The following is a 16288-nucleotide window of genomic DNA, read 5'->3' as shown; positions in this document are numbered from 1 at the left end:
GGGCTGCCCGGCGAATCCGATGGCGTACAAAGCCGTCCCTCCCGGTTGCCCCACCCTTTCGTACCACCCCTAGACTGGACATCCAGCAGGTGGCTCACGCTCGAAAGGCGCCCCCGTGTCCATCGGCAACTCTCCCGAAGACGACCGGCCTTCGATCGGTCGCGCGCTTCACCAGGCTCGTATCGCCGCAGGTCTGACGGTCGAGGAAGTCAGCAGCTCCACCCGGGTGCGCATCCCCATCGTGCACGCGATCGAGGAGGACGACTTCTCGCGCAGCGGCGGCGACGTCTACGCACGCGGCCACATCCGAATGCTCGCCCGCGCCGTCGGGCTGGACCCCGATCCGATGATCGAGCAGTTCGACGCCGAGCACGGTGGCCGCCCCGCGCCCACCCCCGCGGCGCCCCTGTTCGAGGCGGAGCGGATCCGGTCCGAACCCCGTCGGCCCAACTGGACCGCGGCCATGGTGGCCGCGATCGTCGCCGTGGTCGGCTTCGTCGGCTTCACGCTCTTCAACGGTGACGACGAGGGATCGGGCGCGGCGCAGGTCGCCGAGGGCTCGGCCCCCGACAAGACCACTCCCAAGCCCACTCCGTCCAAGCCCGCCGATCCCAAGCCCGCCCCCTCCGAAAGCGCCATCGCCGCCGCTCCGCGCGACAAGGTGACGGTCAAGCTGAGCGCCACCGAGGGCAAGAGCTGGATCTCGGCCAAGGACCACAACGGACGCCTGCTGTTCGACGGGCTGCTGCTCGAGGGCGACTCCAAGACCTTCCAGGACAAGGAGCGGGTCGACCTCGTCCTCGGTGACGCCGGCGCGATCGAGCTCTTCGTGAACGGCAAGAAGGTCGAGGACCAGTTCGAGCCGGGGCAGGTCGAACGGCTTTCGTACACCAAGGGTGACCCCGAGGTCGGCTGACCTCTCCACCCCTCCTTCCCCACATCGGTGGGTGCCCGGCAACCGTGCCGGGCACCCACCGATGTGTTTTGTCCCGTGAGCCGCTTCGGGTCACGCGCGGTCCAGCGGGCACCGCAGCCGTCACTGCGCGTAGCGGGAACCCTGCACGGCAGGGCGAGTGCCGGGACAAAGTAGTCTTGAGCCCATGCCTGAACGCCGTACCGTCGCCCTTGTCACTCTCGGCTGCGCCCGTAACGAGGTGGACTCGGAGGAGCTTGCAGGCCGCTTGGCAGCGGACGGCTGGGAGCTCGTCGAGAACGCCACGGACGCCGATGTCGCCGTCGTCAACACCTGTGGATTCGTCGAAGCCGCCAAGAAGGACTCCGTCGACGCCCTTCTCGAAGCCAATGATCTGAAGGATCACGGCAGAACCCAGGCCGTCGTGGCCGTCGGCTGCATGGCCGAGCGCTACGGCAAGGACCTCGCCGAGGCGCTGCCGGAGGCCGACGGGGTCCTCGGCTTCGACGACTACGCCGACATCTCCGACCGCCTGCAGACCATCCTCAACGGCGGGATCCACGCCTCCCACACCCCGCGTGACCGCCGCAAGCTGCTGCCCATCAGCCCGGCCGAACGGCAGGACAGCGCCGTCGCGCTGCCGGGCCACGCCCAGGAGATCGTGCCGGCCCCCGCCGACCTGCCGGACGGCGTCGCCCCCGTGTCCGGGCCGCGCGCCCCCCTGCGCCGCAGGCTGGGGACCAGCCCGGTCGCCTCCGTGAAGCTCGCGTCGGGCTGCGACCGGCGCTGTACGTTCTGCGCCATCCCCTCCTTCCGCGGGTCGTTCATCTCCCGCCGCCCCTCGGACGTCCTGGGGGAGACGCGCTGGCTCGCCGAGCAGGGCGTCAAGGAGGTCATGCTGGTCTCCGAGAACAACACCTCGTACGGCAAGGACCTCGGTGACATCAGGCTTCTGGAGACCCTTCTGCCCGAGCTCGCCGACGTCGACGGGATCGAGCGGATCCGCGTCAGCTACCTGCAGCCCGCGGAGATGCGGCCGGGACTGATCGACGTGCTCACATCCACGCCCAAGGTCGCCCCCTACTTCGACCTCTCCTTCCAGCACTCCGCCCCCGGGGTGCTGCGCGCGATGCGGCGGTTCGGCGACACGGACCGATTCCTCGAGCTGCTGGACACCATCCGGAGCAAGGCCCCGCAGGCGGGAGCCCGGTCCAACTTCATCGTGGGCTTCCCCGGCGAGACCGAGGCCGATCTCGCCGAGCTGGAACGCTTCCTCACCGGCGCCCGGCTGGATGCCATCGGCGTCTTCGGGTACTCCGACGAGGAGGGTACCGAGGCCCTCGGTTACGAGAACAAGCTGGACGCGGACGTCATCGCGGAGCGCCTGGCGCACATCTCGCAGCTCGCGGAGGAGCTGACGTCGCAGCGCGCCGAGGAGCGGGTCGGCGAGACCCTCCAGGTGCTCGTCGAATCGGTCGAGTCGGAGGAGGACGGGCCGGTCGCCGTGGGCCGCGCGGCGCATCAGGCACCTGAAACGGACGGCCAGGTCGTCTTCACGGCACGCGAAGGGCTCGTGCCGGGCCGTATGGTCGAAGCCAAGGCAGTCGGCAGCGAGGGAGTGGACCTCGTGGCCGAACACCACGAGCTTGTGGAGGCAGCCAGATGACGGAAGTCCCGGCATCCGCGGCAGGCGGCTCCGGCGCGACGCCGGCGCACCGCGGCGGCAAGCTGGGCGCGGCGGCCGTCAACCAGGCCGGCCTGTGGAACATCGCGAACATCCTCACCATGGTGCGGCTGCTGCTCGTGCCGGGGTTCGTCGTACTCCTCCTGCACGACGGCGGCTACGATCCGGCGTGGCGCTCGTTCGCCTGGGCGGCCTTCGCCATCGCGATGATCACCGATGTCTTCGACGGCCATCTGGCCCGCACGTACAACCTGGTCACCGACTTCGGGAAGATCGCCGACCCCATCGCGGACAAGGCGATCATGGGTGCGGCGCTGATCAGTCTGTCGTGGCTGGGTGACCTGCCGTGGTGGATCACGGCTGTGATCCTCTTCCGCGAGCTGGGGATCACCCTCATGCGCTTCTGGGTCATCCGGCACTCGGTGATCCCTGCCAGCCGGGGCGGGAAGATCAAGACCCTCGCCCAGGGCATCGCCGTGGGGATGTACGTCCTGGCGCTGACGGGTCCCCTCGCGACCCTGCGCTTCTGGGTGATGATGGCCGCCGTGGTGCTCACGGTGGTCACCGGTCTCGACTACGTACGCCAGGCATTCGTGCTGCGCAGGCTGGGGATCGCGGCGGAACACGCGGCCGCGATGGAGGCTGTCGCGGTTGCGGCGGACGAAGCCGGCCGGGGCGTCTGCGTCACGGACGAACCGGCGGCCGGCGCCACCGCACCCGCCGTGGAGCCGCTCGGTGAGCCCGTCGTGGGGGGCCGAGGCGCCGCCGAGGCCGACCGGTGACCTCCGGCGCGGCACAGGTGCTGCGGCGACTCGAGGAGCGCGGTGAGACGCTCGGCGTCGCCGAGTCCCTCACCGGCGGCCTCGTGGCCGCGGAGCTCACCTCGGTGCCGGGGGCCTCGCGGACCTTCCGCGGGTCCGTGACGGCCTACGCCACGCCTCTGAAGCGTGACGTGCTGGGTGTGGACGGGGCGCTCCTCGACGAGCGGGGCGCTGTGGACCCGGACGTCGCACTGGCCATGGCCGTCGGTGTGCGCCGGCTCCTGGGTGCGGACTGGGGGATCTCGACCACAGGCGTCGCGGGCCCCGACCCTCAGGACGGCAAGCCGGTCGGAACCGTCTTCCTGGCCGTCGCCGGGCCGGAGGGCGTGCGGAAAGTGGCCGGGCTGAGGTTGAACGGTGGCCGGGCGGACATCCGTAGAGAGAGTGTGCGGACCCTGCTCGAGCTGCTCTCCGGCGAACTCGGCGAAAATGCGAGGGCACAGGATACGGAATAGATCGGGGGGAATTGATGTTTGCAGCCCTGAGTGAACACGACATCGCTCCCCGCACGGCCGCAGCGCGAGGCGGTACGGTGGGGCGTGAAGGATGCGGCTACGCGGTCCGAGGAGGGAGCCACCGATGATTCTGCTCCGTCGCCTGCTTGGTGACGTGCTGCGTCGGCAGCGCCAGCGCCAAGGCCGTACTCTGCGCGAAGTCTCCTCGTCCGCCCGAGTCTCGCTCGGCTATCTCTCCGAGGTGGAGCGGGGGCAGAAGGAGGCATCCTCCGAACTGCTCTCCGCCATTTGCGACGCGCTGGACGTACGGATGTCCGAGCTCATGCGTGAAGTGAGCGATGAACTGTCGTTGGCCGAGCTCGCCGAGTCGGCGGCGGCCACCGATGCGATGGCTGTGCCGGTACGTCCGATGCTGAATGCCGTCTCCGTCGCCGGAGTACCGGCGGGACGGGTGACGATCAAGGCACCGGCCGAAGCGGTGGACGTCGTCGCCGCCTGACCGGCGCGATTCACGTGCAAGAAAGGCCCCGGCCGACCCGCAACGGGTCGGCCGGGGCCTTTCGCGTACCGGTGTGTGCGGGGCCTGTCCCGGGGCAGGTGCGAGATGAGCCCGGAAGGCGGCTTTCGGGACCGACTACCAAAATGACCGTTTCGCGCCATATGTGACATCGTGGACGGGTGATACGTCGAACAGCTATCTGAACGGAGAAGTGGATGTCTGTCGTGAAGAGCGCCCTGTCCGAAGGCGACCGCAAGGTCGTGGGTGACGCACTGCAGGGTGCGCTGGTCGACCTCGTGGACCTCTCGCTGGTGGCCAAGCAGGTCCACTGGAATGTGGTCGGCCCGCGCTTCCGGTCCGTGCACCTCCAGCTCGACGAGGTCGTGGACACGGCGCGACAGCACTCGGACACGGTGGCGGAGCGGGCTTCCGCGGTCGGCGTCAACCCCGACGGCCGGTCCCGCACTCTTGCCAAGACCACCGCCATCGACGCCGTCCCGGAGGGATGGATCAAGGACGTGGACGCGGTACGCGTGCTCGTCGACGCCCTGCGGGTCGTCATCGACCGTATGCGGGAGCGCATCGAGGCGACCGACGAACCCGACCCCATCAGCCAGGACATCCTGATCACGCTCACAGCGGATCTCGAGAAGCACGCGTGGATGTTCCAGGCCGAGAGTGCCTGAGCTCGAACTCGAGGAAGGAACCGCCGTGACGGACAAGAAGGCAGTGGACAAGCTCAAGGGCAAGGCCAAGGAGACCACCGGAAAGCTCACCGGAGACCGCCGCAAGGAGGCCGAGGGCAAGTCCGACCAGGCCAAGGCCAAGGCGGAAGGGGCCATGGGCGGGGTCGGGGAGCGCGCCAAGGGCGTGAAGGACTCCCTGGGCGACGACACATAGCGGAGAGCGCTCACGCGGTGTGCCCCCGAGGAATGCACGTTCCCGGGGGCACCGGCATGTCCGGGGCGGACCGCGGGATGCAGGCGGCGCCGACCCGGGAGAGACTGCGGGGGAGGCCCGTGGTTCGCCGCTCCCCACGAAGACCTCGGACGGCGCTCGGACGCGCTGTCCGCGCGCCCCGCACGCCTGTGATGCAACGGTGCGCCCTCCTGAAGCGGATCAAGCCGTACTAGCGTCGGCCTGAGGAGGCAGCCATGGTGCGGCGATGGGTGCCCGTGCTCGCCCTCGGCGGCATGTGGTGGTGGGCGGTCCTGCGTCTCCTCCTCGAACCGGAGCACGCCGGACTCGTGGAGGGCGCCGTCGTGGCCGGTGGATGGGGGCTCAGCCTCCTGCCGGTGCACGTGACTGCCACGGCGCGGCCGGCTCGGGCCCCCGGAGAACTACGGACTTCGCGCCCATATCAGGCCTTCGACGAGCCGCGGACCTGTATATCCGCCCCGCCCCCGACCGCGGACCGTCCGGGCGGCGCGGACGGTGAGCCGTTCTAAACCGTGGGCCCCGGCTGGCATTGTGGGCACCAGTAGACGGGCCGGTCATCGCGCTCCGCCCTTCTGATGGGTGTCCGGCAGCGCAGACAGGGGCGATCGCCCCGGCCGTAGACGAAAAGACGTTCGCGCACCCTGCCGCGCGACACGGCGGCGACGGCGCCCGTCGTGGTCCGGGTAGGACGATCGCGATTGGCTTCCAGGAGCTGCTTGGCCGTGTGGACGAGACGCGTGGCCAGCGGCGGCGGGATCTCACCCATCGGGAGCCACGGCGTCACACGGGCCATGAAGCAGAGCTCGCACATGTAGACATTGCCGATGCCCGCGAGATTGCGCTGGTCCAGCAGGGCCTCACCCACGGGACGTGCCGGGTCATCGAGCAGGTTGCGCAGCGCGGTATCCGGGTCCCAGTCGGACCCCAGCAGATCAGGACCGAGATGGCCGACGACCTGCTCCTCGTCCCGGGTCCGGAGCAACTCCAGGACAGGCAGCCTGTAGCCGACGGCCGTGTGTTCCGCCGTCGCCAGTACGGCGCGGATCTGGAAGGCCGGGCCACCCCGCCAGCGCTCGCCGGGATCGTAGACACACCATGCGCCGTCCATGCGCAGATGACTGTGGAGCGTGAAGCCCTCCTCGAACCGGGTGAGCAGGTGCTTGCCCCGTGAGACGACGCCCAGGACCCTGCGGCCCGTCAGGTCGGACGTGGCGAACCGGGGGACCCGCAGATCGAACCGAGTCAGCACATGACCTGCCAGCGCGGTGTCGAGACGCCGCGCGGCCTGCAGGACGGTGTCACCTTCGGGCATGCCTCCATGATGCGGGTTCGCCGCCGGAGACGGCCCGGCCGGCGCCGTAGGGCCACGTCAGGCACGCAGGCGCAGTCCTCGCGGCGTGGCCAGGAAGCCGGCGGCCTCCAGGGTGCGGCCCAGCGGTGACGTGAGGGAGGACGCGCCGTTGGTCCGCTCCACCGTGACCGTGCCGAGCGTCCCCGCGCGGGCCGCCGAGGCGAGTGCCTCGGCCGCCGCGCGGAGTGCGGGGTCGGCCGGGTCGACGGGCCAGGCGAGGAGGGACTTGCCGCCCCGCTCCATGTACAGCGCCAGTTCGCCGTCGACGAGGACGACCAGGGCTCCGGCCTTACGGCCAGGCTTGTGACCGGCGCCGTCCGGCGATTCGGGCCAGGGCAGGGCGGCACCGTACGCGTTGGCCGGATCGGCCGCAGCCAGCACCAGGGCGCGGGGGGCGGCACCCGGATCGGCCCGGTCACGCGCCGTCGACGCCGCCCTGAGCCGGTCCACGGCGCCGTCCATCGCGAACTGCGCGGCTCCCAGGCCCTCGACGACATAACCGCGGCGGGCCTGCCCGCTGTCCTCGAACGCGGCGAGAATGCGGTAGACCGCCGAGAACCCGCCCTCGACGCCCTCGGCCTGCACGGCACCCCGGGTCACCACACCGTGGCGGTCCAGGAGCGTACGGGCCAGGGCGTGCGCGCGATGCGTCGGTTCAGGCTCGGACGGGGGCAGGAGCGACCATCGCCCCGACACGGTCGGCGGCCCGGTACGGGACGCGGGACGGGCCGCGGCGGTCAGCGACCCGTAACGCCCGCGCGGCACATTGCGCTTCGCCCGGTGTGCGGTGGAACCCGCCGTGCGGCCGGAGCCGAGGAGTGACCGCAGCGGGGCGAGGGTGTCGTTGGTGAGGCGCCCCGACCAGACCAGGTCCCAGAGAGCGTCGGCCAGTTGCGGATCCGTGCAGTCCGGGTGGGTGGTGGCACGGACCTGGTCGGCGATCTGCCGGAAGAAGAGCCCGTATCCGCCGGAGAGGACGGTGAGCACGGACTCGTGCAGCGCGGTCTGCTCCAACGGCTGGGGAGGCGGCAGGAGCAGGGGAGCGCTGTCGGCGAGGTAGAGCGACAGCCAGCCGTCCTTGCCGGGGAGGGCGCCCGCTCCCGCCCACACGACCTCGCCGGTGGTGGTGAGCTCGTCGAGCAGGGCCGGGTGATATCCCGGGACCCGGCTCGGGAGGACCAGCTTCTCCAGGGCGGACGCGGGGACCGGGGCGCCCTGCAACTGCTCGATGGCGCGGGCCAGTCCGTCGATCCCGCGCAGGCTGTTGTCGCCGATGTGCTGCCACTGCGGAAGGAAGCCGGCCAGTGCCGCGGGAGGAACCGGCTCCAGTTCTTGACGGAGCGCGGCCAGCGAGCGCCGGCGCAGCCTCCGCAGGACCGTCGCGTCGCACCACTCCTGGCCGATGCCGGCGGGATGGAACTCCCCCTGGACGACCCTGCCGGACGCGGCAAGCCGTTGGAGTGCGCCGTCCGTCACCGCGGTGCCCAGACCGAAGCGGTTCGCCGCCTGCGTGGCGGTGAACGGGCCGTGGGTACGGGCGTAGCGGGCGAGCAGGTCGCCGAGCGGATCCTTGACCGGCTCGGTGAACGCCTCCGGCACTCCCACGGGGAGGGCGGTGCCGAGCGCGTCGCGCAGTCGCCCCGCGTCCTCGACGGCCGCCCAGTGCGGGGCGCCGCCGATACGGACCTGGATGGCCCGCCTGGCCGTCTCCAGCGCCGGCGCCCACGTCGATTCAGCACCGCGTTCGGTGAGTTCGGCGTCGCTGAGCGGACCGAGGACGCGCAGGAGATCGGCGACACCCTCGGCGTCCTTGATCTTCCTGTCGTCCGTCAGCCACTGCAGCTCACGCTCCAGCTCGCCGAGGACGTCGGCGTCGAGCAACTCGCGGAGTTCCGCCTGGCCGAGGAGTTCGGCAAGGAGGTGGGAGTCCAGGGACAGGGCTGCCGCCCTGCGCTCGGCGAGCGGTGAGTCGCCCTCGTACAGGAACTGCGCGACGTAGCCGAAGAGCAGCGAGCGGGCGAACGGGGACGGCTCGGGTGTGGTCACTTCGACCAGGCGGATGCGCCTGGCCTCCAGGTCGCCCATCAGCTCCGTGAGACCCGGGACGTCGAAGACGTCCTGCAGGCATTCGCGGACGGCTTCGAGGACGATCGGGAACGAGCCGAACTCCGAGGCCACCTGGAGCAACTGTGACGCGCGCTGGCGCTGCTGCCACAGGGGAGTGCGTTTTCCGGGACTGCGCCGGGGAAGCAGCAGCGCACGCGCGGCGCACTCCCGGAACCGTGAGGCGAACAGGGCGGACCCACCGACCTGGTCGGTCACGACCTGGCTGATCTCCCCCTTGTCGAAGACCACGTCGGCGGCGGCAACGGGGGGCTGGTCGCTGTCGTACCCCGCGGCGGGGAAGGCTTTGCCCTGATTCTCGGCGCCACCGCCACTCCCGCCGGACTGGGCGGGGTCGAAGTCGAGGAGGTCGAGGCCCATCAGATCCGCGTCGGGCAGCCGCAGGACGATGCCGTCGTCCGCGTGCATCACCTGTGCGTCCATGCCGTAGCGCTCGCCGAGCCTGGCGGACAGGGCGAGCGCCCAGGGGGCGTGCACCTGGGCGCCGAACGGAGAGTGCACCACGATCCGCCAGTCGCCCAGCTCGTCCCGGAACCTCTCGACGAGGACGGTCCGGTCGTCCGGGACATGGCCGCAGGCCCGGCGCTGCTCGTCCAGGTACGCCAGGATGTTGTCCGCCGCCCACGCGTCGAGCCCCGCGGCGAGCAGCCGGAGCCTCGCGTCCTCCCCCGACAGCGCTCCGATCTCCCGGAGGAACGCGCCCAGCGCACGGCCCAGTTCGAGCGGCCGGCCCAGCTGGTCGCCCTTCCAGAACGGCAGCCGTCCGGGGACCCCGGGGGCCGGAGACACCAGCACCCGGTCCCTGGTGATGTCCTCGATCCGCCAGGACGTGGTGCCCAGCGTGAAGACGTCGCCGACCCGGGACTCGTAGACCATCTCCTCGTCGAGCTCCCCGACGCGTCCGCCGCCCTTCTTCGGATCCGCGCCCGCGAGGAAGACCCCGAAGAGCCCCCGGTCGGGAATCGTGCCGCCCGAGGTGACGGCCAGCCGCTGTGCCCCGGGGCGCCCGGTGACCGTCCCCGCGACGCGGTCCCACACCACCCGGGGGCGCAGTTCGGCGAAGGCGTCGGAGGGGTAACGCCCGGCGAGCATGTCGAGCACCGCGGTGAACGCGGACTCGGGGAGCGACGCGAAAGGGGCGGCCCGGCGAGCGAGAGCCAGCAGGTCGTCGGCCTGCCAGCTGTCGAGCGCCACCATGGCGACGATCTGCTGGGCGAGCACGTCCAGCGGGTTGGACGGGATCCGGAGAGCCTCGATCGCCCCTTCGCGCATGCGCTCCGTGACGACCGCGGCCTGCACGAGATCGCCGCGGTACTTCGGGAAGACCACGCCGGTGGACACCGCCCCGACCTGGTGACCGGCCCGTCCCACACGCTGCAGTCCGGAGGCCACGGACGGCGGCGACTCGACCTGGATCACCAGATCGACCGCCCCCATGTCGATGCCCAGTTCCAGGCTCGAGGTGGCGACCACCGCGGGCAGTCTGCCCGCTTTCAGGTCCTCCTCCACCTGGGAACGCTGCTCCTTGGACACCGAGCCGTGGTGCGCGCGGGCGAGCAGGGCGGGCGCACCCTTGGCCGCTCCGGACTGGGCCATGACCTCGGCGGGGGAGTGGGCCTCGGGCAACGCCCCGACGCTCTCCGAGGGCTCCTCGAAGGCGGTGCCCGTCGCGCGCTCGTAGGCGATCTCGTTGAGCCGGTTGCACAGGCGCTCGGCCAGCCGCCGGGAGTTGGCGAAGACGATCGTGGAGCGGTGCGACTGGACGAGGTCGGCGATCCGCTCCTCGACGTGCGGCCAGATGGACGGCTTCTCGGCCTGCCCGCCCTCGTCACCCGTGGCGGGAGAACCGCTCAGCTCGCCGAGGTCCTCCACCGGGACCACGACGGACAGATCGAACTCCTTGGCGGAGGGAGGCTGGACGATCTCCACCTTCCGCTGCGGCGACAGGAACCGGGCGACCTCGTCGACCGGCCGGACCGTCGCCGACAGTCCGATCCGCCGTGCCGGCCTCGGCAGCAACGCGTCCAGACGCTCCAGGGACACGGCCATATGCGCCCCGCGCTTGGTCCCCGCCACGGCGTGCACCTCGTCGATGATCACGGTCTCGATGCCGGCGAGCGCCTCGCGGGCCGAGGAGGTGAGCATCAGGAACAGCGATTCGGGTGTGGTGATCAGGATGTCCGGAGGCCTCGTGGCCATCGAGCGCCGCTCGGCGGGGGGAGTGTCGCCTGAGCGGATCCCGACGCGCACCTCCGGCTCGGGCAGGCCAAGGCGCACGGACTCCTGACGGATCCCGGTCAGCGGGGAGCGCAGATTGCGTTCCACGTCGACCGCGAGTGCCTTCATCGGTGACACGTAGAGCACACGGCAGCGCTTCTTCGCGTCCGCGGGCGGCGGAACGGCCGCCAGCTGGTCCAAGGAGGCGAGGAAGGCGGCGAGCGTCTTGCCCGATCCGGTCGGGGCGACGACCAGCACGTCCGAACCCTCGCCGATCGCCCGCCAGGCACCCTCCTGCGCAGCGGTGGGCGCGTCGAAAGCGCCCGCGAACCAGCCGCGGGTCGCGGGCGAGAACGAATCGAGTGCTGAACCGGCCATGCCCCCCATCGTGCACCCCGGCACCGACAACGGCCGGTGGACGTGCCCGCCGCGCACCCTCACGACCGCCTCCCACCGTTTGGACCTGGGAGAATACGAACATGGCGGAGGCGGACACCACGCGGGAATGGGCGCGGCACTGGCAGTGCGCGGACCTGCCGGACCTCGACCTGCTGCGTGCCAGGTACGTCCGCCACACCTTTCCGCGTCACAGCCACGAGGGCTACGTCCTCGCCACCGTCACCAGTGGCGTCGAGGACGTCGGGCTCCCCGGCGGAAGTCTGCGCGCGGGACCCGGCACAGTGATCATGATCAATCCGGAGGTGCCCCACACCGCGCGTGCCGGTGTGGCCGAAGGATGGGTGTACGCCACGCTCTACCCCTCGGCGCAGGTCATCGACGACATAGCCGCCGACGCGACCGGTCTGCGCGGTACGGTCCGCTTCGCGGAGGCCGGCGTACGCGACCCGCACGCCGCCCGGCTCATCACCGAGGTCCACCGGGCCGCCGAGGAGGGTAACGCGCTGGCAGCCGACAGCGTGCTGCGCGTGCTGGTCGCCGGACTGCTGGACCGGCACGGCAGAGTGCCGCAGGCCGGGGCGCCGCACTACGCCGGTGCCCGCGACGCCGCCCGCGCCCGCGCCGTGCTGGAGGAGCGGATGGAACGGCCCCCGACCCTGGAGGCACTCGCCTCCGAACTGGGCACCAGCCCCTTCGCACTCCTGCGGGCCTTCAAGAAGCGCTACGGGATGCCCCCGCACACCTGGCTCACCGACGCGAGGGTGCGCCGTGCGCGGCGCATGCTCGACGCCGGATCCGCACCGGCGGACGCCGCGGCCGCGGTCGGCTTCACCGATCAGCCCCATCTCAACCGGCACTTCACCCGGATCGTCGGCGTGCCCCCCGGGGCCTACCGGCGCGAGCGCGCAAGAACGTACAAGACCGGCGTGGACCTCTGCCCGTAGCGTCCGGGGGTGGCAGAACAGACAGCACCCCCGCAGAACACCGGCACCGCGGATCCACCGGGCGAGGCCGGGGGCAAGCCCGACGCCTCGGTCGTCAGGGACGCACTAGGCGTGGGCATAGCCGTGGGCCTCTCCGGATTCGCCTTCGGCGTGACCTCGGCAGGCTCCGGACTGACCCTTCTCCAGACCTGCGCACTGAGCCTCCTCGTCTTCACCGGCGCCTCGCAGTTCGCCCTCGTAGGCGCCCTCGCGGCGGGCGGGAACCCCTGCACCGCGGCGGCCGGGGCGTTCTTCCTCGGCATCCGCAACGCTTTCTACGGGCTGCGCCTGTCCCAGCTCCTCGACGTTCCGAGGATGCTCCGCCCGTTCGCCGCCCAGTGGGTCATCGACGAGACGACCGCGGTCGCTTTGGGGCAGCCCACCCGGAGGGCCGCGCGCATCGGGTTCACAGTCACCGGGCTCAGCCTCTACGTCCTGTGGAACCTGACCACGCTGGCCGGCGCCCTCGGGGCCGAGGCGCTGGGCGACACCGACGCCTGGGGTCTGGACGCGGCGAGTCCCGCCGTGTTCCTCGCCCTGCTGGCCCCGATGCTGAAAAGCACCACGGAGCGTGTGACGGCGGGCCTCGCGGTCCTGCTGGTCCTCGGTCTCCTGCCGGTCCTCCCGGCGGGCGTGCCCGTGCTCATGGCCGCCCTCGCGGCCCCCGTCGTCCTCTTCCTGAAGGGCCGCGGTCAGGACGCCCGGGGCGACTCCGCCACCGAGGACACGACGACGCCCCGGGAGGGCCGATGACCATCTGGATCGCTGTCGGGCTCACCGCCGCGGGCTGCTACCTCGCGAAGCTCCTGGGCCTGCTCGTCCCCGCCGGAGTGCTGGAACGCCCGCTGGTGCAGCTACTGGCGGCACTCCTGCCGGTGGCACTGCTCGCGGCCCTCACCGCCCAGCAGACCTTCGGCGACAGTCAGCGACTCGTCCTGGACGCCAGGGCAGCGGGCCTCGCCGCAGCCGCTCTGGCCCTGGTCGTGCGGGCTCCCTTCCTGGTCGTCGTCGGTGCCGCTGTCGTGGTCACCGCGGCCGGTCGCGCCCTCTTCTGAGGCATGACGGTCAGCGGAGAGCGCGCCCGAACGCCCGCAGTGTCCGCAGCGCCCTGAGCGTCACGATGGGGCGGCCCTCCAGGGCCGTCCCGGGGGCCCATTGCCGCCAGTGGACCGGCCAGCCCCCGTCCTCCTGCTGCTCCGCCGCGAGGTGGTCCAGTGCCCTCTCCAGCTCGTCGGCGGTGAACCAGTGACGGGCCAGGGACCCGGGGGTGCGGGCGTAGTCGTACGGGAAGTGGTGCTCCTCCGGGGCATAGCCGGGGGAGACCGGGTACTCGGACCTCCTGCCCGGATCCAGCACCACCAGTCGCTGCTCGCGCACCAGCCGGCCCAGACGTTCGGCGGCGGCCTCCGCACGCGCCCGGTCCGGCACGCCGTCCAGGAAGGCGACGGCCGCCTCGATCTCGTACGGGTGGGACTGATCCAGTGCCTCCACGGCGGCCCAGCAGAAGTCAGTGGCCCGGAAGAGCCAGGCGTGCCAGACCTGATTGCGGTGCAGCAGCCCGACCACGGGGCCCGTCGCGAGGAGCTCGGCGGGCGGGTCGTCGACCACAGGGATGAAAGGCGCGGCGGGATAGCCCCGCTGCGAGGGATGAAGCGCGGGCAGCGCACCCTCCTTGGTCGACACGTCGGTCAGGTAGCGGCAGATCCGCTCCACGCGCAGACCGCCGCAGCGATCGATGGAATCGAGGACGTTCAGTGCGTGAGCCGCGTGCAGCGGCTGGCTCACCGGCCCCCTGAGGTCGGGTTCGAGCGCGTGACCGTAGCCACCGTCCTCGTTCCTGTAGGCGGCGAGTGCGGTCTCGACGGCGTCCGCGCTCCCTTGCAGGAAAAGATGCGCGAACCGCCGCTGCTCGAGGACGCGTGCGGTGAGCCAGATGAACTGCTCGGCTTGGGCGAGGGGGCTTGCTCCGGTTCCAGCCATGGACCGACCGTAGAGGCGAACCGTTGCCGGCAGGGGCGGCCCGGCCCGTCTGCACCCTCAGGAGCGGGATACTGAGGGCATGCGGTTGACGATTTTCTGGGAACGGATGGCGGACCACTTCGGTGAGGCCTACGCCGAGTCCTTCGCGCGCGACCATGTCATGGCCGAGCTCGGGGGCCGCACGGTGCACGAGGCCCTGGCCGCCGGCTGGGAGACGAAGGACGTCTGGCGAGGGGTCTGCTCCGCGGTGGGCATCCCCGCCGACAAGCGCTGACGCGCCGGCCGGTCTCGCACCGACGCTCCCGTCGGCATCCCGCCGGACCGGCAACTGTCGCTCCGGCCGGCGTTCACCGGCAGGCGCTGAAGGCTATGGACGGGATCCCCCCGGCCGGCACTGGCGCCCGGCCCCGGGGTCGGGCGCGTCACCGGTGCCGGCGAGCGGCCCGCGCGACCTGCTGTCAGCGCGGTGCGCGAGACTTGTCCCGTGGCACCGACAGACGAGACCGCCCAGACCCAGCCGCCCGCCTCGCCGTCCGCTCCGTCGGCCGCACCACCCGGTGCGCCGACAGGGGCCGGCCCCGTCCGCATGCCCCGCTGGCTCCCGCGTGCCATGGTCATGGCACTGGCTCTCTACGGGTGCTTCCGGCTGGGCAGCTGGGCGTTCGACCAGCTCATCGGGCTGCTCATCAACATCCTCATCGCCTTCTTCCTGGCGCTGGCGATCGAACCCGCCATCAGCCGCATGGCCGGGCGCGGGATGCGCAGGGGGCTCGCGACCTTCCTGGTCTTCCTGGGGGTCCTGATCGCGGTCGTCGGATTCGTGGTCCTGCTGGGCTCCATGCTCGCGGGCCAGATCGTCGACATGGTCGACGAGTTCCCGAAGTACCTCGACTCGGTGATCAACTGGGTCAACCAGACCTTCCGCACGGAACTCTCGCGGGTCGAGGTGCAGGACAGCCTCCTGCACTCCGACTGGCTGCAGAAGTACGTGCAGAACAGTGCGACCGGAGTGCTCGACGTCTCCACCACCGTGCTCGGCGGGCTGTTCCGGCTGCTGACGATCTTCCTGTTCTCCTTCTACTTCGCCGCGGACGGTCCCCGCCTCAGGCGCGCACTGTGCTCCGTGCTCCCGCCCTCCCGGCAGGCGGAGGTCCTGCGTGCCTGGGAGATCGCGGTGGACAAGACCGGCGGCTACATATACTCGCGAGGGCTGATGGCCCTGATCTCCGGGGCGGCGCACTACGTCCTGCTGGTCGTCCTCGGGGTGCCGTACGCTCCCGCGCTCGCCGTCTGGGTCGGACTCGTCTCGCAGTTCATCCCCACGATCGGTACGTATCTCGCCGGTGCGCTGCCCATGCTGATCGCCTTCACCATGGACCCCTGGTACGCGCTGTGGATCCTCGGATTCGTCGTTGTCTACCAGCAGTTCGAGAACTACGTGCTGCAGCCGAAACTCACCTCCAAGACCGTCGACATCCACCCGGCGGTCGCCTTCGGATCGGTGGTCGCGGGGACCGCGCTGATGGGCGCGGTCGGGGCGCTGATCGCCATTCCGGCCGTCGCCACACTGCAGGCGTTCCTCGGCGCGTACGTGAAGCGCTACGACGTGACCGACGACCCGAGGATGCACGGCGACCACCGCCTGCGCCGTGGCATGCCGCTCCTGGCGAGGGTGCGGAGCGCGGTGCGGGGCGAGTACGGGGAGTGAGGTGTCCTGCGGGTGGTGGCCGGTGATCCGCCCGCAGGACGGATCCGGACCCCCGCCGGATCTCGGCCGGGGCTTCGGGGCGGCTCCGCCGATCTCGGCGGAGCCGCAGACGTGTGCGAGCTGCCCGCCCGACAATGAGTCCCATTTCGGCGCCGCGACGTCGGGATCCGGTGTGGCGCGGCAACGTCGGATGCCCTGTGGCGCAGCTACGGTCC

16 protein-coding genes are annotated in these 16288 nt (G+C 71.2%); 13 read left to right on the top strand and 3 right to left on the bottom strand.

Annotation, left to right across the window (positions count from 1 at the left end; all coding sequences use genetic code 11):
* Positions 1-115: 115 nt before the first annotated feature.
* The 8 genes from OG206_RS08400 (at position 116) to OG206_RS08365 (ending at position 5820) form a co-directional block, all read left to right on the top strand.
* Complete coding sequence (locus OG206_RS08400) at positions 116-916, top strand: helix-turn-helix domain-containing protein (RefSeq protein ID WP_327113854.1); 801 nt, start codon at positions 116-118, stop codon at positions 914-916.
* Between the two features lie 184 nt (positions 917-1100).
* Entirely contained in the window at positions 1101-2579 is a 1479-nt protein-coding gene (gene rimO / locus OG206_RS08395; protein ID WP_327113851.1) for a 30S ribosomal protein S12 methylthiotransferase RimO, read from the top strand.
* Positions 2576-3379: a CDP-diacylglycerol--glycerol-3-phosphate 3-phosphatidyltransferase gene (gene pgsA / locus OG206_RS08390; RefSeq protein WP_327113849.1), complete on the top strand. Its 804-nt coding sequence runs from the start codon at positions 2576-2578 to the stop codon at positions 3377-3379. The genes rimO and pgsA overlap by 4 nt, the downstream gene beginning before the upstream one ends.
* The gene (locus tag OG206_RS08385; RefSeq protein WP_327113847.1) at positions 3376-3873 is read left to right on the top strand and encodes a CinA family protein; all 498 of its coding nucleotides are present in this window, start codon (positions 3376-3378) and stop codon (positions 3871-3873) included. Before pgsA ends, OG206_RS08385 begins: the two co-directional genes overlap by 4 nt.
* 124 nt (positions 3874-3997) lie before the next feature.
* Positions 3998-4372 carry a helix-turn-helix domain-containing protein gene (locus OG206_RS08380; protein ID WP_327113845.1) on the top strand — a complete coding sequence of 125 codons (375 nt, stop codon included), beginning with the start codon at positions 3998-4000 and terminating at the stop codon, positions 4370-4372.
* Positions 4373-4587: 215 nt separating this feature from the next.
* Positions 4588-5058, top strand: a complete 471-nt coding sequence (locus tag OG206_RS08375; protein WP_327113843.1) for a Dps family protein — start codon at positions 4588-4590, stop codon at positions 5056-5058.
* Positions 5059-5083: 25 nt separating this feature from the next.
* The gene (locus OG206_RS08370) at positions 5084-5272 is read left to right on the top strand and encodes a CsbD family protein (RefSeq protein WP_327113841.1); all 189 of its coding nucleotides are present in this window, start codon (positions 5084-5086) and stop codon (positions 5270-5272) included.
* A 254-nt stretch (positions 5273-5526) separates the two neighbouring features.
* Positions 5527-5820 carry a hypothetical protein gene (locus OG206_RS08365; protein ID WP_327113840.1) on the top strand — a complete coding sequence of 98 codons (294 nt, stop codon included), beginning with the start codon at positions 5527-5529 and terminating at the stop codon, positions 5818-5820.
* Here the strand turns inward: OG206_RS08365 and OG206_RS08360 are convergent.
* The gene (locus OG206_RS08360) at positions 5817-6623 is read right to left on the bottom strand and encodes an Fpg/Nei family DNA glycosylase (protein ID WP_327113839.1); all 807 of its coding nucleotides are present in this window, start codon (positions 6621-6623) and stop codon (positions 5817-5819) included. The genes OG206_RS08365 and OG206_RS08360 overlap by 4 nt on opposite strands.
* Before the next feature lie 57 nt (positions 6624-6680).
* The gene (locus tag OG206_RS08355; RefSeq protein WP_327113837.1) at positions 6681-11381 is read right to left on the bottom strand and encodes an Lhr family ATP-dependent helicase; all 4701 of its coding nucleotides are present in this window, start codon (positions 11379-11381) and stop codon (positions 6681-6683) included.
* Positions 11382-11482: 101 nt separating this feature from the next.
* On the opposite strand from OG206_RS08355, the gene OG206_RS08350 reads away from it, so the two are divergent.
* Genes OG206_RS08350 through OG206_RS08340 form a run of 3 tightly spaced genes read left to right on the top strand, consistent with a single transcriptional unit; the run spans position 11483 to position 13440 of the window.
* A complete protein-coding gene (locus OG206_RS08350; RefSeq protein ID WP_327113835.1) occupies positions 11483-12346 on the top strand; it encodes an AraC family transcriptional regulator in 864 nt (287 codons plus the stop codon).
* 9 nt (positions 12347-12355) lie between these two features.
* The gene (locus OG206_RS08345; protein WP_327113833.1) at positions 12356-13138 is read left to right on the top strand and encodes an AzlC family ABC transporter permease; all 783 of its coding nucleotides are present in this window, start codon (positions 12356-12358) and stop codon (positions 13136-13138) included.
* Entirely contained in the window at positions 13135-13440 is a 306-nt protein-coding gene (locus OG206_RS08340; RefSeq protein WP_327113832.1) for an AzlD domain-containing protein, read from the top strand. Before OG206_RS08345 ends, OG206_RS08340 begins: the two co-directional genes overlap by 4 nt.
* Positions 13441-13450: 10 nt before the next feature.
* Here the strand turns inward: OG206_RS08340 and OG206_RS08335 are convergent, their stop codons facing one another.
* On the bottom strand, positions 13451-14365 hold the full coding sequence (locus tag OG206_RS08335; RefSeq protein WP_327113830.1) for a hypothetical protein: 915 nt from the start codon (positions 14363-14365) through the stop codon (positions 13451-13453).
* 79 nt (positions 14366-14444) lie between these two features.
* Here OG206_RS08335 and OG206_RS08330 point away from each other — a divergent pair, with 79 nt between their 5' ends.
* A complete protein-coding gene (locus tag OG206_RS08330; protein WP_327113828.1) occupies positions 14445-14639 on the top strand; it encodes a DUF3046 domain-containing protein in 195 nt (64 codons plus the stop codon).
* Between the two features lie 312 nt (positions 14640-14951).
* Complete coding sequence (locus OG206_RS08325; protein WP_327122213.1) at positions 14952-16073, top strand: AI-2E family transporter; 1122 nt, start codon at positions 14952-14954, stop codon at positions 16071-16073.
* Positions 16074-16288 lie beyond the last annotated feature (215 nt).

The organism is Streptomyces sp. NBC_01341 (genome assembly GCF_035946055.1).
Taxonomy (GTDB): Bacteria; Actinomycetota; Actinomycetes; order Streptomycetales; family Streptomycetaceae; genus Streptomyces.
Note: the sequence above shows the minus strand (reverse complement) of the source record. Positions and strands in the feature narration are given on the sequence as shown.